Source organism: Gemmatimonadota bacterium, from assembly GCA_040882465.1.
Classification (GTDB): domain Bacteria; phylum Gemmatimonadota; class Gemmatimonadetes; order Longimicrobiales; family Gaopeijiaceae; genus JBBEBG01.
This window is the reverse complement of the sequence record JBBEBG010000009.1, coordinates 19,850-34,326: the sequence shown is the minus strand read 5'-3', so window position 1 is coordinate 34,326 and position 14,477 is coordinate 19,850. Positions and strand designations below refer to the sequence as shown.

16 protein-coding genes are annotated in these 14,477 nt (G+C 67.6%); 9 read left to right on the top strand and 7 right to left on the bottom strand.

Annotated elements, in window-relative coordinates:
- Positions 1-6: 6 nt before the first annotated feature.
- From WEG36_03130 to WEG36_03120, 3 genes are all read right to left on the bottom strand, one after another.
- Positions 7-597 carry a LemA family protein gene (locus tag WEG36_03130; GenBank protein ID MEX1256592.1) on the bottom strand — a complete coding sequence of 197 codons (591 nt, stop codon included), beginning with the start codon at positions 595-597 and terminating at the stop codon, positions 7-9.
- Between the two features lie 168 nt (positions 598-765).
- Complete coding sequence (locus WEG36_03125) at positions 766-1,947, bottom strand: PQQ-dependent sugar dehydrogenase (protein ID MEX1256591.1); 1,182 nt, start codon at positions 1,945-1,947, stop codon at positions 766-768.
- On the bottom strand, positions 1,947-2,603 hold the full coding sequence (locus tag WEG36_03120; protein MEX1256590.1) for a hypothetical protein: 657 nt from the start codon (positions 2,601-2,603) through the stop codon (positions 1,947-1,949). The genes WEG36_03125 and WEG36_03120 overlap by 1 nt, the downstream gene beginning before the upstream one ends.
- A gap of 272 nt (positions 2,604-2,875) precedes the next feature.
- Here WEG36_03120 and WEG36_03115 point away from each other — a divergent pair, with 272 nt between their 5' ends.
- Positions 2,876-4,042: a hypothetical protein gene (locus WEG36_03115; protein ID MEX1256589.1), complete on the top strand. Its 1,167-nt coding sequence runs from the start codon at positions 2,876-2,878 to the stop codon at positions 4,040-4,042.
- Positions 4,039-5,343 carry a M28 family peptidase gene (locus WEG36_03110; GenBank protein MEX1256588.1) on the top strand — a complete coding sequence of 435 codons (1,305 nt, stop codon included), beginning with the start codon at positions 4,039-4,041 and terminating at the stop codon, positions 5,341-5,343. Before WEG36_03115 ends, WEG36_03110 begins: the two co-directional genes overlap by 4 nt.
- Before the next feature lie 37 nt (positions 5,344-5,380).
- On the opposite strand, the gene WEG36_03105 is transcribed toward WEG36_03110, so the two are convergent.
- Together WEG36_03105 and WEG36_03100 are read right to left on the bottom strand one after the other, a co-directional pair.
- Positions 5,381-6,280 (bottom strand): NAD(P)-dependent oxidoreductase, encoded by a 900-nt coding sequence (locus WEG36_03105; GenBank protein MEX1256587.1) that lies wholly within the window; start codon positions 6,278-6,280, stop codon positions 5,381-5,383.
- Entirely contained in the window at positions 6,277-6,954 is a 678-nt protein-coding gene (locus WEG36_03100; protein ID MEX1256586.1) for a helix-turn-helix domain-containing protein, read from the bottom strand. Before WEG36_03100 ends, WEG36_03105 begins: the two co-directional genes overlap by 4 nt.
- A gap of 302 nt (positions 6,955-7,256) precedes the next feature.
- On the opposite strand from WEG36_03100, the gene WEG36_03095 reads away from it, so the two are divergent.
- Both WEG36_03095 and WEG36_03090 read left to right on the top strand, forming a co-directional pair.
- Positions 7,257-8,348, top strand: a complete 1,092-nt coding sequence (locus WEG36_03095; GenBank protein MEX1256585.1) for a hypothetical protein — start codon at positions 7,257-7,259, stop codon at positions 8,346-8,348.
- Entirely contained in the window at positions 8,345-9,265 is a 921-nt protein-coding gene (locus WEG36_03090; protein ID MEX1256584.1) for a hypothetical protein, read from the top strand. Before WEG36_03095 ends, WEG36_03090 begins: the two co-directional genes overlap by 4 nt.
- A gap of 91 nt (positions 9,266-9,356) precedes the next feature.
- Here WEG36_03090 and WEG36_03085 read toward each other — a convergent pair whose 3' ends face one another.
- A complete protein-coding gene (locus WEG36_03085; GenBank protein MEX1256583.1) occupies positions 9,357-9,926 on the bottom strand; it encodes a YbhB/YbcL family Raf kinase inhibitor-like protein in 570 nt (189 codons plus the stop codon).
- A 180-nt stretch (positions 9,927-10,106) separates the two neighbouring features.
- Between WEG36_03085 and WEG36_03080 the strand changes: the two genes are divergently transcribed.
- The 4 genes from WEG36_03080 to WEG36_03065 all read left to right on the top strand — a co-directional run bounded on the left by WEG36_03080 (position 10,107) and on the right by WEG36_03065 (position 11,947).
- Positions 10,107-10,526, top strand: coding sequence for a hypothetical protein (locus WEG36_03080; GenBank protein MEX1256582.1), 420 nt, complete (start codon positions 10,107-10,109; stop codon positions 10,524-10,526).
- A gap of 4 nt (positions 10,527-10,530) precedes the next feature.
- Positions 10,531-10,953, top strand: a complete 423-nt coding sequence (locus WEG36_03075) for a hypothetical protein (GenBank protein ID MEX1256581.1) — start codon at positions 10,531-10,533, stop codon at positions 10,951-10,953.
- 95 nt (positions 10,954-11,048) lie between these two features.
- Positions 11,049-11,471, top strand: coding sequence for a hypothetical protein (locus WEG36_03070; protein MEX1256580.1), 423 nt, complete (start codon positions 11,049-11,051; stop codon positions 11,469-11,471).
- A 233-nt stretch (positions 11,472-11,704) separates the two neighbouring features.
- On the top strand, positions 11,705-11,947 hold the full coding sequence (locus tag WEG36_03065) for a ferredoxin family protein (protein MEX1256579.1): 243 nt from the start codon (positions 11,705-11,707) through the stop codon (positions 11,945-11,947).
- Between the two features lie 31 nt (positions 11,948-11,978).
- Here the strand turns inward: WEG36_03065 and cobA are convergent, their stop codons facing one another.
- The gene (gene cobA / locus WEG36_03060; GenBank protein ID MEX1256578.1) at positions 11,979-12,746 is read right to left on the bottom strand and encodes a uroporphyrinogen-III C-methyltransferase; all 768 of its coding nucleotides are present in this window, start codon (positions 12,744-12,746) and stop codon (positions 11,979-11,981) included.
- A gap of 135 nt (positions 12,747-12,881) precedes the next feature.
- Here cobA and WEG36_03055 point away from each other — a divergent pair, with 135 nt between their 5' ends.
- The gene (locus WEG36_03055; GenBank protein ID MEX1256577.1) at positions 12,882-14,288 is read left to right on the top strand and encodes a CbiX/SirB N-terminal domain-containing protein; all 1,407 of its coding nucleotides are present in this window, start codon (positions 12,882-12,884) and stop codon (positions 14,286-14,288) included.
- Positions 14,289-14,477: the final 189 nt, after the last annotated feature.

Below are 14,477 nucleotides of genomic sequence, written 5' to 3'. Positions count from 1 at the left end.
CGGTCCTCAGCCGAAGGAGACTCGCGGCGTTTCCCGCTCGCCCGCGACCTCCAACTCGAAGAAGTCCGCCTGCTCGAAGCGGAAGGCGGTTGCCACGAGATTGGTCGGGACTGCGGCCCGCGTTTGGTTGTACCGCATCACGGCATCGTTGTACGCCTGCCGGGCGAAGGCGATGCGGTTCTCGGTCGAAGCGAGCTCTTCCTGAAGGCCCTGCATGTTCGTGCTGGCTTTCAGGTCGGGATAACCCTCCGCGAGGGCGAAGAAGCGCGTGAGGAGGCCGCCGAGTTGCTGCTCCGCTCCGACGAGCCCTTCCATTGCGGACGGGCTTCCCGGGTTGGCCGCCGCGGCCCTTTCGGCGCTCACAGCCTGGTTCCGCGCCTGGATGACGGCCTCGAGCGTCTCGCGCTCGTGTCGCATGTACCCCTTCGCGGTCTCGACCAGGTTCGGGATGAGGTCGTAGCGGCGCTTGAGCTGGACGTCGATCTGCGCGAAGGCATTGCGAAAGCGTTCACGCAGGGCCACGAGCCGGTTGTACATCCCGATGCCGAGCCCGAAAATGGCCACGGCAGCCACGACCACGATGACGAGCAGGGCCATTCCTTCCTCCTCCTATGTGCGCGAGCGGTTCGACTCCCGCGCCCGGTCGGGCGCGGCCACCGCGGCGATTCGCCCCTCTCCGGGCGGGGAACCCAAAAAGGGCCAGCCCCGCCGCCCGGGGCGACGGGGCCGGCCCACCTCACCCGTCCGTTGGAATGATCGCCGGGCTCAGTCTTCGCCGGCGGGCTCCAGTCGGACGATCGGAGCGGGGGCGTTCCCGTCGCGATTCACCGCGATGTAGATGAACCCATCCGGGCCCTGGACGATATCGCGAATCCGTCCGTAACCATCAAGAAGGGTCTCTTCACCTACGGCGCGCGCGCCCTCCATCTTCACGCGGGCCAACTGCTCACCAGCCAGCCCGCCCACGAACATGCTTCCCCTCCACCCCGGGAAGGCGTCTCCGTCGTAAATCATCAGCCCCGACGTGGCGATGGAGGGAACCCAGTAGTGAACGGGGATCTCCATTCCCTCGCGCGACGCGCTGGCGTGGATGGGCGAGCCCGACCCGTAGTTGACCCCGTACCCGATGACGGGCCACCCGAAATTCGCTCCCCTTCGGATGAGATTGAGCTCGTCGCCGCCCTGCGGCCCGTGCTCCGTCTCCCACAACTCACCCGTTTGGGGATGAATCGCGAGCCCCTGGGGGCTCCGGTGACCGTAGCTCCAGATCTCAGGAAGGGCTCCCGCTTGCCCCACGAACGGATTGTCGGACGGGACCCGTCCGTCGTCGTGCAGGCGGATCATGGATCCCTGGTGGCTGGAAAGGTCCTGCGCGGGGTGTGCTTCCAGGTTCCCCGTGGATGGGGCCTGGCGGTCACCGACGGTGATGAAGAGGAAACCATCGTCGTCGAAGACGAGGCGGGAGCCGTAATGCCCGCCACGCGTGGACCAGGCTCTCGCTTCGAAGATCTCTTCCACGTCGGCCAGGCGGTCGTTTTCGAAGCGCCCCCGTACGACCGCCGTCGTCCCCTCGGACCCATCGGCGTTCGGCTTCGAGAAACTCAGGTAGATCAGCCGGTTCGATTCGAAATCCGGGTGGGGGGCCACATCCAGAAGCCCACCCTGTCCATTGGAGCGCACGGTCGGGACCCCCGGCACCGGCTCCGGAAGGAGGACGCCGTTTCGCACGATCCGGAGCGCTCCGGCCTTTTCCGTCACGAGCATGTCACCTCCCGGGAGGAAGGCGATGGACCAGGGATTCAGGAGGCCGTCCGCGACGGTGACCACCCGGAAGGCATGCGTTTCGGACGGCATGACCTGGCTCCGCCCGACCGTGGGCATCAGGGCGAGCGCGCCAACGGCCGCAAAGGCGGCCGCAAGCGCCGGACGGAGTCGTGAACCGGCCATCAGTCCAACCCCTCGCCGGTGGCCAGGAGTCCGACGTGCTGCTCGACGTGCTGGAGACCGCCTTCGCCGGCCTCCCAGGTGATCCGCCCGTCTCCGTTCGCATCTTCCCCGGCCACGAGCTGGCCCGCCGCGGTCTGGAGCTCCTGCACCAGCGCAGCCGCCTCCGCCGCGGTGCCGGCGGCGGCGATCCGGTCGGCGAGGGCCAGAATCTCGTCGGCGCGACCAACCACCGTCTGGGCCGCGGCGGTGATGTGCGCCGAATGCGTGGCCACGTTCTGGGAAGCGCCCTCGGCGCCCGCCGCGAAGCCGATGTGCTGGACGATCCCCTCGGCGGCGCGTTTCACCCCGAAGCCCCGCCCGGGACCCTGAGCGACGCGGCTCGGGTCCACCGCGTTCACGACGTGGGTGGTGTGAAGCTTCATCGCGTCCAGATTCGACGGGCTAGACGCCGCGAGGCCCGCGTGTTGGATCGCCACCTGAGCTTCCGCGAGCGCGGTGGGGAGCAGTCCTTCCTCCCCGGGCGTCTGAGCGAATGCCGTCCGGACGTGCCCGATATGGGTGTGGACCGGATTTGCTTGAGCGGCGATGTGCGACGGGGAAAAGGCGAGCGCCGCGGCGAGCGCCGCCGAGCCGGAAATGGATAGAATTGCACGCATCGTTGGGTCTCCTTGCGTGGGGATCCTGCGGCGGAAAAACGGTAGCTCAAAGTGCGGGCCTTCCCCCCCGGCGGGCAAGCTTTGGCGGCAGGCTGGGATGATGGGCGGCGAGGCCGGGAACGCGGAAGTTCGTGGCACGCGGTGCCCGGCCGTGGAACCCAATTGCAATCCGGGCCTATCTGAGGATCCTGGAACCACCCTGACTTCACCACTTCACCCGATCCGGATGGAGACCACCCATGACTCGCGCGGAGCCTCGAACCCCTCGAGCGATGAAGGTTCAGTTCCCGGCGTTGGCCCTCGTCGCCGCTCTGGCGCTCTTGGCGGGATGCCAACCGCCATCCGAGGACGCGACGGAGGGCGCGAGGGCCGAGGGGGAAACCCTTGCGGTCGAATGGATGGGGCCGACGCCGGCCGGGGATTGGACGCGCGCGGTCCTGGTGGAGCCCCTTCCCGAAGAGGCGCGATTCGCATCTCTCCAGCAGCTCACGCACGGCGGGACCAACGCGGAGGCCTATTTCTCCGCCGAAGGCGACCGGCTGATCTTCCAGTCCACCTGGCCCGGGGTGAGCGAGTGCGACCAGATCTTCACGATGCGGCTCGATGGATCGAACCTTCAGCAAATCTCGACCGGGGAAGGGCGCACCACCTGTGGTTATTTCTTCCCCGGGGGAGACCTCGTCCTGTTCAGTTCCACGCACCCCGCCGGCGCGATGTGCCCCCCGGCTCCCGACCGGTCCAGGGGCTATGTCTGGGGCCTGTTCGAGTACGACATCTTCACCCGGGACCTCGTGACCGGTGAGGTCCGTTCGCTCACGAGCACGCCCGGATACGATGCGGAGGCCACGATCTCCCCCGACGGAAGGACGATCATCTTCACCTCGATGCGGAGCGGCGATCTCGACCTTTGGGCCATGGGCGCGGACGGGTCCAATCCACGCCAACTCACCTCGAGCCTCGGGTACGAGGGGGGTGCGTTTTTCTCACACGACGGCCAGCGCATCGTTTATCGCGCTCACCACCCGCAAACCGACGAGGAGCGCGCCGACTACGAAGGCCTCCTGGCCGAGGGGCTCGTCCGGGGCGCGAGCCTCGAGCTCTTCATCATGGACGCAAGCGGCGGGAACGTGCGTCAGATCACCGACAACGGGGCGGCGAACTTCGCTCCGTATTTCCATCCCGACGGGACCAGGGTCGTCTTCAGCTCGAACATCGGCGATCCCTCCGGGCGCTCCTTCGCCATCTACCTCGTGAATGTGGACGGAACGGGGCTGGAAAGGGTCACCGGAGGAACGGGATTCAACTCCTTCCCGATGTTCTCTCCGGACGGCCGGCACATCGCCTTCTCCTCGGACAGGGGGGCGGCGGGCCCCGGGGAGATCAACGTCTTCCTCGCGGAATGGAGTGAGGCCCTCCCCGCGGCGACGAACGCACCATGACCGCGAAGGGCCGCGTCTTCCGGGCTCTCGTCGTAGGGAGCGTCGCAACGGGGCTTGGTTCGCCCGCCGCGGCCATGGCCCAACAGAGGATCACCTGCCCGGCTCCGGAGGGGATCGTCGGAGACCTCGTGCACCCGTTCGCCGCCGTGCGTTATCTCTCCGACGACCTTCTGGCAGGCCGGCTTTCCGGCACCGTCGAAGAACGCTGCACCGCCGAGTATGTCGCGCGCGAATTCGCGAGGATCGGGCTGGCTCCGGGGGGAACCGGGGGCGGGTTCCTCCAGGCGGTCCCCCTTCAGAGCGTGATCAATCCGCACGCGCCGGTCGGGAAGGGGATGAATGTGATCGGCGTTCTCCCGGGCTCCGATCCGGTGCTCCGGTCGGAGGCGGTGGTTGTCGGGGCTCACCACGACCACCTGGGGACGGGGGAGTTCTTCGGATCGCTGGCGGATCCGAGCGAGCCTCCGGCGATCCATAACGGCGCCGACGACAACGCTTCCGGCGTCGGCGCCGTTCTCGCGCTCGCCGAAAGGCTGGCCGCCGGCACGCCGCCGGCGCGGTCCGTCGTCTTCGTGACCTTCAGTGGGGAGGAGTTCGGGCTTCTCGGGTCGTCGCAGTTCGTCCAGGCGCCCCCGATTCCGCTCGACCGGACAATCGCGATGGTCAACCTCGACATGGTGGGACGGCTCGGAGAGGGTCCCCTGATCGTGAATGGGACCGGAACGGCGGTGGAGTGGGGCGCGATCCTCGACTCGCTCGAGGCGGCCGCGGGGATTCCGCTCGCCCGCTCGCCCGACGGATTCGGGCCGAGCGATCAGACCTCCTTTTATGCCAGGGACATCCCAGCCCTCCACCTCTTCACGAATGTACACGGCGAATACCATCGCCCGAGCGACGACTGGGAGCTGGTGGACAGGGTGGGATTGGAGCGCGTCGTGACCTTCCTCCAGGGCCTCGTTCTGGCGGTCGCGAACCGCCCCGCCTCCATCACTCACGTCGCGGGAGCGGGTTCGCCGCCCGGGGATGTCCCGGGAGGTTATGGAGCTTACCTGGGGACCGTCCCGGACTTCGCGCCCGTGGAATACGGGGTCAAGCTCAGCGGTGTGTCCGGGGAGTCTCCCGCGGAGAGGGCGGGAATGCGGGCGGGGGACATTCTCGTCCGGTTGGGTGAATACGAGATCTCGGATCTTTATGCCCTGACCGATGCGCTCCGCGCCCTCGCGCCCGGAACCGAGGTCGAGGTGACGTATCTCCGCGAGGGGGAAGAGATCAGGATGCGGGTCGTCCTCGGGGAGCGTTGAGGCGGCAAGCTTCCCGCCGGAGGTGGCCGCCTGGTGGTCACCCTCGGATCTCGAATCCCGCGAGTCTCTCCAGCGCCTTCACGAGGGCGTGGTTTCCCTCGTTTCCCAACCCCGCCCGCTGGAGCGTCCGGTAAAGCTGGAAGACCTCGGCCGTCGCGAGGAGCGGCACACCCATCTCGTCCGCGGCCTCGAGCGCGAGGCGCAGGTCCTTCTGCTGGAGGTCGATCGTGAAGCCCGGGCGCCAATCGCGCGATACGACCTGGGGTCCCCGGTTCGCGAGCATCCAGCTTCCCGCGGCGCCACCCGTGATCGCTTCGAGGGCCTTCCCGAGGTCCACGCCGGCGGCCTGCGCGAAGAGAAGCCCTTCGGCGGCGGCGAGCATGTTCACGACCACCACGATCTGATTTACGAGCTTCACCGTCTGACCGGCGCCCGTGCCACCCACATGGGTGATCGTCTTCCCCATCGCCCGGAGCGCCGGAAGGGCGCGCTCGAGCTGTTCCGCCTCCCCTCCCACCATGATGCTGAGCGTCCCGCGCGCCGCTCCCTCGCTTCCCCCGCTGACCGGGGCGTCGAGCATGTGGATCCCCGCTTCACCGAGGCGGGAGGCGAGCTCCCGCGTCGCCCGGGGGCTGATCGTGCTCATGTCCACGACGAGCGCGCCCCGACGGGCGCCCTCCAAGACGCCGCCTCTCCGGAGGAGCACCTCTTCGACGTCGGGAGTGTCGCTGACGCATGTGAAAACGATCTCGGATGCCCGTGCCACCGCGGCCGGATCCTTCGCACTCTTCGCGCCGGCGTCGACGAGGAGGGCCAGCCGTTCGGGAGTTCGGTTCCAGACCGTGACGGGAAATCCGGCGGCGAGGAGGTTCTTCGCCATTCCCTGGCCCATGATCCCGAGCCCGATGAATCCCAGGGCCGTGCCGTTGGGGGTCATCGGGCAATCTCCGCGGACCCGGACTTCGGCGCGTCGGGCGAGGACTCGGCGGATCCCTCGGGGTCGGGGTGTCCGTGGAGGGTCACGCGAAAGGTGCGGCCGCCTTCGGCCTCGGGCTCGTGATATCGCGAGACGAGCCGACGGAACACCCGCTCCACCGTTTCGGCGAATTCGACCTCGTCACGAGCCGTGCGGAACCGGATGCGCGCCTCGAGGCAAAGGGCGGGAAGGCGTTTCCCCGTCGTTGCGGCCTCTTCGTGTAGGGTTCCGACTTTCGCCAGGGTCAGGGCGGCCGACCTGAGGAGCGCCACGCTCGAGTAAGAGTCCGCCCTCCCGCCCCGCCACCCCTCGAAGGGGGCGAGCGTGCCGAGGACGCCCGGGTCCACGACATATCGCCGGGCCGTGGCCTGAACCACCCGCTCCAAACAGTTCCCCCGCCGACGGTCCTCGACGTGTCGGAGGAGCCCGCCTCCTTCCAGCTCGCGCACATGATAGTTGACCCGCTGGCGGGGAAGATCCAGCGCGTTCGCCACCGTGGAGGAGGACCCGGGTTCCTCGAGTCGCGCGAGGATCGTGCGGCGGAGGGGATCGAGGAGCGAGCGCGCCGCGTCGGCGTCCCGAACGAAGCCGAGGTCGCTCAGCGCCTTCTCCACGGGCATCTCGTTGTCGGACATGTGGTTTAGGGGTCCGCTGAGGTGGGGAACCGGGTCCCGGCTGGTCGCAAAGATGCCTCCGACCAGAAGCACTGTCAAGACAAAATAGACTGACGAAAGTTCGCTGCATGTTTCGCTGGGGGTTTTCGCGGGCGCCTTCCGGATCCCGGAAGCCCTCATTCGCGAAACGCTACCCGGACCCCTGCGCGACGCCGCCCCTTCAGGCACTGTTGAAACCCTCGGGGATCTTGTGGCGGCTGCTCCGGCCCCCGCGTACATTGGCCCCGATCGCACCGTTCGGTTTCCCACTTCGGAGCGTTCCCATGCGGCCCCTCACCCTGTTCCCCCGGTTCTTTGGGCCGGCCGTCACGGTCGCCGGACTCGTGTTCGCTTCGGGGCTTCTCGCCACGCCCATCTCCGCACAAAACGGCCGGGAGGTCCGGGTCATCCAGACCAACTCGGCTGGAGACGACGCCCACATCATCGACCCGGTTACCCATCGCGTCGTGGGAGTGATCGGCGGTCTCGGAAAGCCCCACGGCGTTATGGCCCACCCCGACGGGACGCGGTACTACTTCACGAGCGAGGGCCATCGTTCGGTGGAAGTCGTGGACTCCCGGACGCTCCAGCAGGTCAAGCGGATCCCGCTGGAAGGAACGCCCCATAACCCGGCGCTCAGCGCGCGGGCCATGAAGGCGTACATCGCCCTGATCGACCGCCCCTTCATCCAGGTCCTCGACCTCCGGACCGAGGAGATCGTGGGGCAGATTCCGACCGCGGGTGGAGTGCATAACATCTTCGTGACACCGGACCAGCGACACGTAGTCGCGGGGATGATCGGCTCCCGCACGATGTCGGTCATCGACACCGAAACGGACCAGATCCTCTGGTCCATCGCCTTCCCCGCTCTGCGGGGGCTGGGAAGTCTCGATGACGGTGGCGTTCGCCCGATGACCATCGAGGCCAACCCCGACGGCACGAGCAAGCGGATCTTCGTTCAGGTATCGGGCTTCCACGGGTTCTACGTGGTGGATTGGGAGACGCGGGCTCTTGTGCAGACCATCGAAATTCCTCCGCCTCCCCTCTCTCAACGAACGAGTGATGGAATCCAGGGGGCCCCGGTGCACGGAGCCGCGGTGACTCCGGACATGACGAGCCTCTGGGCGGCGAGCCGGGCGACCGGGCACGTATACGGCTGGTCGCTTCCGGATCTCGAGTTTCTCGGTGGGGTGGAGACGGGGAGCCCCGATTGGCTTACCGTGACCCCGGATTCCCGCACCCTGTTCGTGAGCGTGGCCGGGGAGAATGAGACGGTGGCCGTGGATCTACGGACTCGCACGGTCGCGGCCGAGATCCCGGTCGGCCAGGTGCCGAAACGGGTCCAGGCCCTAGAGGTGGCGGAGGGCGGACGATGATCAGGCGAGTGATCGGGGGGGGGCGGCAGGCGGGCGCGGTCCTCATGATTCCGGGGATCGCCGGGCTCCTCTCGCTTTACGGGCTCGCCGGTGGACCGGGTCTCTTGAATTCAGGCGCGAACCAGGGCGGAAGGGAGCCGGCCCCGGGGGCCGCGCCCCTCGACTTCGCGCTCTACCGGGAGCGCGTCGAGCCGATCTTCATCAACGAACGGGGCGGGGTGTGGGGTGTGGGTGGGGCCTGCGTGACCTGCCACACCTGGCAGACCGGGACGCCCTTTCGTCTACAGCCCCTCGAAGAGGACGCGAACGGGAGGGTGTTCTGGACCGAGGAGCAGTCCCGAATGAACTTCCTCGCCGCCGCGCGGCTCGTGGTCCCGGGGTTCCCCGAGCAAAGCCGGCTCCTCAACAAGCCGCTCGACGAAGATGCCGGAGGAGCAGAGTTCCACACCGGAGGGACTTTTTGGGCATCGCGGGAGGATCCGGAGTGGCAGGCCATCGCGGATTGGGTCCGGTCCGGAGATGAGCGTCCCGAAGGCGCGGAGCCCCCGCCACCCGTCTCACTCGACTTCGAATTCTTCCGGAGTTGTGTCCAGCCGATCTTCGTGAATCCGATCGAGGGTGCGCTTCCCTGCACGAGTTGTCACGGAAGTGGCGTCCGGGGGTTCGCTCGACCCATTCCCGAGGGGCGAAACGACTGGACCGAAGAGGAGTCGCGCCAGAACTTCACCGTCCTCCAACGATTCATCGCGCCGGGGGATCCGCTCGGGAGCCGCTTCCTCATGCATCCCCTGCATCCGGAAGGGGGCGGGAGCTACATGCACAACGGCGGCCGCCGCTGGACGTCGCAGGAGGACCCCGAGTGGCGGATGCTCGCGGAATGGATTCGGGGAGAGCGGACCGGCGCCAGTTGCTCTTAGAGCGACACCCGTGCGGAACCATCCTAACGCCCCGGCGATCCGGAGCGTCGAAGTCGGGGCAGGCCCGGTTGTCCGGTCCGCTCCTCTCTCGTTAGCTGCCCTGGTAGGTGCCCGTGATGCTTCCTTGGCCGATGACGTGGCCTTCGATCGCCTCCAACACCTGGTTCCGGTTCTGTCCCACGGGGAGGTCCAGGTCGGCGTCCAGGGCATAAACGGTGAAGACGTAGTCGTGCGCGGGCCCGGCCGGCGGACGCGGGCCGAAATAACCGGCCTGGTTCATCCCACGGAGCCCCTGCGTCGTACCCGCGATCTCCGCGGGCGCGGTCACCGTGACGTCGGCGGGGAGACCCTCGGGAAGTCCCGTCGCCGTTCCGGGGATGTTGTAGACCAGCCAGTGCACGAAACCGCCGGGCATCGGGACGGAAGTGTCCACGACGGTGAGGACGAAGGACTGCGTGCCGGCGGGGGCGCCGCTCCAGGAAATCGCAGGGGACACATTTTCGCCATACGGCGAGTTCCGGAGGGGAATCGGCTGAGTGTCCGCAAAAGCCGGGCTGGTCACGGTGAACTCGGCCACCTGGCCGAGGACCGGGGCTGCGGACGCGGCGAAGATCGCGGTGGCGCAGAAAGCGGTGAAAGCGCGGGTGCGTGGGTTGGGCATGTCGTCGTTCTCCGAGAGGGTGGCCCCTTCGTCGCCGTCGGGGGTATTCGAACCGAAGGTCGGGTTGTTGCGGCGGTCCGCTGAAACACTACCCTTGGAGCCTGCGTAGGGTAGGGATCGTTGTGTATCGGTAGTTGTTTGTTCGGGCCGGGAAGTTCCATCAACCGTGTGAGGAGTGCGATGAAGACGTTCAAGCAGATTGCGGGGGTCGCCGCCGCGGCAGCGGCTCTCCTGGCCGGGCCCGTAGCGGGTTCGGCTCAGGTTGCGGTAGCGGACGCTCAGGCGTTCATGGGCCAGTGGACGCTCCCGCTCGAGACTCCGCAGGGAGCGTTGAGCATGACGATCCACGTGGAGGATCGCGAAGGAAATGTCGCGGCCCGGCTCGAGGCGGAAGCGCCGATGGGGCCTCAAGCGATCCAGACCGTCTCGAAGTCCGGAGACAGCCTCGTGCTCGCGTATGCGATCGACTTCGGCGGACAGTCCGCGCCCGTATCCATTACGCTCACGCCGGCGGGTGAGAATCTGGGCGCAGTCATGAGCTTCGCGGATGGCCAATTCACCCTGAACGGAACCGCGACGCGCGCCGCCGCGGGAGGATGACTTCATGAAAAATGCGATTCGGACGTCCCTCAAGCTCCTCTCGATCCTCACGGCCGTCGCGATCCTCGCGGCGCCGTCGCCGGCTTCGGCTCAGTCGCAACTCGATACGTCGCAGGCCCAGGCCTTCCTAGGGAATTGGACCCTTGCGTTCCAGTCGGAGATGGGCCCCTTCCAGGTGGGGCTGAACATCCGCGATGCGGAGGGGAAGGTGGCGGCGCAGGTCGTTTCGGAGATGGGGAACGTGGAGATCACGACGATCACCCGGTCGGAAGACAGCCTCGTTCTGAGCTACACGATGGAAGCCCAGGGGCAGTCGCTTCCGGTTTCGATGAGCCTCAAGCCGGACGGGGAGCAGCTCCAGGCTTCGATGAACTTCGCGGGAGGCGCCTTTATGGTGAACGGTACGGCGGCCAAGGCGGTGAACTAGCCACTTTTCTCGCGACTGCGGGATCAACGAGGGTCCTCTCGGCTACGGCGAACGTCGGGGCGCAGGGATCCGAAGGAGAAACGAGGTCAAGAAAAATGAATACGAAGATCGGAAGGCCCGGCAGTGCCCTCGCGGCGATCCTGCTGGTGGCCGGGAGCCTCGTCCCTTCCGGGGCGTCGGCGCAGGCGTCGCAACTCGACGTGGCGCAGGCCCAGCAGTTCCTGGGAAACTGGACTCTCACGCTCGAGAGTGAGATGGGACCCCTCCCGCTCACCCTGAACATTCAGGACGCGGCCGGAAAAGTCGCGGTCCAGTTCGGATCCGAGCAGGGAACCCAGAACGTGGAAAACGTCGCCAGAACGGGTGATGCGCTCGTACTCAACTTCATGGCGGACGGTCAGGGACAGGCGATCGATGTCCTGATCAATCTCGTGCGCGAGGGGGAAAACCTCCGGGCGAACGTCTCCGCCATGGCGGGAGCCTTCGTGGCGAGCGGACTCGGCACGAAGATCCAGTAAGGGCGGTTCGGCGTCCCTGAGCCCCGGCCTCCCTCGGGAGGCCGGGGCTTGTTTATTGGGGCCTGGGGATCGGGATGAGGGTGCGACCGATCTTCCTCTCGGGCCCGTTGCGGCGTCCGGCGGAAGAATAGAACTTCTCTCCACCGGAATCGGGGAGGTTATGACGCTGCCGAAGGGCGGCCCGCCCAGGAATCAACCAGGGGACAGCGGAAGCGCGAGGACAAACGAAGCCCATGACCTACATCATCGCCGAGCCGTGCATCAACACGAAGGACGCGAGCTGCGTCGACGTGTGCCCGGTGGATTGCATCTACGAAGCCGACGATCAGTTCTACATCCACCCGGAAGAATGCATCGACTGCGGCGCCTGCGAACCCGAGTGCCCGGTTCAGGCGATCTTTCCGGACACGGACGTGCCCGCGGAGTGGACTTCCTACATCGCGAAGAACTACACGCACTTCGGGCTCAGCCCCTGAGCTCCGTGCGCGGGGCCTGAAGGGCGGCGGGCTACCCCTCCTCGGGACGCCACGCGAGGTCCCCTCGGAGCGCGACCACGTCTCCCACGACGAGGAGGGAAGGGCCCGATACTTCGGCGGCGCGGGTGAGGGCCGCGATGGACTCGAGGGTTCCGGTCACGGTCCGTTGCTGGGGATAGGTTCCCCACTCCACGACGGCCGCAGGCGTTTCGGGTGAACGACCACCGCGGATCAGCTCCGCCGCGATCGCTTCGAGCCGCCCGAGCCCCATGTAGACGACCAGGGTTCCATCCCCGCGTGTGAAGGGGTCGCCTCGTGTCTGCCGCAGGTTTTCAGGCGAGACTCGATGGCCGGTTACGAAGGTGGCCGACGACGCGAGGCCGCGATGGGTGAGGGGGATCCCCGCGTATGCCAGCGCCGCGATCCCCGAGGTTACACCGGGGACGATCTCGAATGGAATGCCCGCGTCCCGCAACGCAAGCGCCTCTTCGCCGCCTCGTCCAAAGACGAACGGGTCCCCCCCTTTGAGGCGAACGATGACCTGGTGTTCGCGCGCCAAACGAACGAGTAAGGCACTCACCTCTTCGAGGGGGAGGAGCCGCTCGCCGGCGCGGCGCCCCACGTCGTGGCGAGGGGCTGCCGGGGGAGCCAGCTCCAGGAGTTTCGGATTCACCAGGGCATCGTGGACGACGACTCCGGCCCGGGCGAGGAGCTTTGCGCCCCGCACCGTCAGGAGCTCGGGGTCGCCGGGACCGGCCCCGACCAGATAGACCGTCCCGAACGGCGAGGATTGGCTCATGCGTGGATCTTGGATCGTTTCAGAGGCAGGGGACTGTTTCGGCCTCGAGAGAGACCCCGCAACCCCGGCTCGGGTCCGGTGCTTCCGCGTCTCTGCCCCTGTTCGGCAAGAGGTTTCCTTCGGGGGGGCGCCGGCGTGGATCCGCTGACCGCGGGGGTGCTTCTCGTCGGGCACGGCTCCGAGCTGAGCGCGGATTCGTCGAGCCCAGTGAGGGAGCTCGCGCGGCGACTCCGCGGCGCGCATGCCGCAGGCGAAGTGCACGTTGCCTTCTGGAAGGAGGAACCCTACCTCCACCACGCGCTCGACCTCTTCGAGAGCCGGGACGTCTTCGTGGTGCCCCTCTTCACGAGCGAGGGATACTTCACCGAGGGTGTCCTTCCGCGCGAGCTCGGGATGGACCCACCGTGCCTTCGACCCTGGATGTGCGTTCGTCGGTGCCCCCCCGTGGGGACCCACCCCGCGATGGCCGATCTCGTCCTGGCGCGAGCCCGGGAGGCGGTGCGCCTTTCGACCGGAGCCGAGCGCGACGCCGCTCTGGTCGTCCTCGGGCACGGGACGGAGACACACCCCGGATCGGGGGCGACGACTCGTGCCGTAGTCGAAGCCCTTCGGCGGCGGGCGATTTATCGCGACGTCGTCTCCGCATTCCTGGATCAATCCCCCGGGATCGCCGGCGTCCTCGGGGGTCTCGATGCCCCTGACCGCATCGTCGTTCCCTTCTTCATCGGCGAAGGGTGGCACGTGGGGACCACGATTCCGGAGGAGCTCGGACTCGGGGAGACCCGGACGACCCTCGGCGAGGCGACCGTCTGGTACTCGAAGCCCGTGGGCACGCATCCGGGGATCCTCGAAGTCGTCCGCGCCATCTTCTCCGAGGCGGTGGCGGGGGTCGGCGAGGCATACACCCGCGCTGGCCTCGGCCCGGCGGATCCCCCCGCTCGGGTCGCACGGGAGACCTTTCTCCAGGGGCTACGGGGCGGCGGGGCAGGCCCGCGAACCTTTCTCCAGGTGGGGATTACGGCTTCCGATGACGACCGGTTCGAGCTACGCCACCGGGAGGACCTGCACCGGCCCTCGCCGGAGCTCGCAACCTATGCGGACGCGAATGCGGCCGAGGGGCTCGGCGGACGGACGGCCGCGGGGGAGCACCGTCCCCTCCGCACCGCCCCCGGCCTCGCCCGTGGATGGCGGATCGCCGGGCTCGACGGGGAAGGGGTCTGGGAGGCGCTGGGGCAACTCTATCCGGGCGCCGCGATCCACCGGGAGCTAGCGGGTCGGGGGGAGCTGGCGGTCACTCCCTTTTGGGAGACGGCGACCCGCCAAACGGGGATCTATGCGGGGCTCGAGGGGCTCCCAGAGGGGGAGATCGAGACCGCGGTCCGCGACCGATGCGGCGATCGATGCCTTCGCACCCCTTTCTGGGAGCCGGCATCGGCGTACGTTCGGCCAGAGCGGGCGGGGTCCGTCCCCTGCCCGGAGGCCTGTCCGGCGCTCCTTTCGAGGGTGCGGAAGGGCCGCCCCGCGGCCTCTTCCGAGGGTTGACGGGCCCCCCGAGCCTCGGTAAACTCTTGAAGTCGGAATGTCCGCCGCCCAAGAGGGCCAGACTGGAAAAGATGATTCGGACCGCTTGTTGTTGCGCCCTGTGTTGTTGTCAGACCATCCCTTCGGAGGGACGGTCCGGGAGGCGCGCGGCGTAACAAGAACCGAAGCGCTGAGATCCTCGGCCCTGAC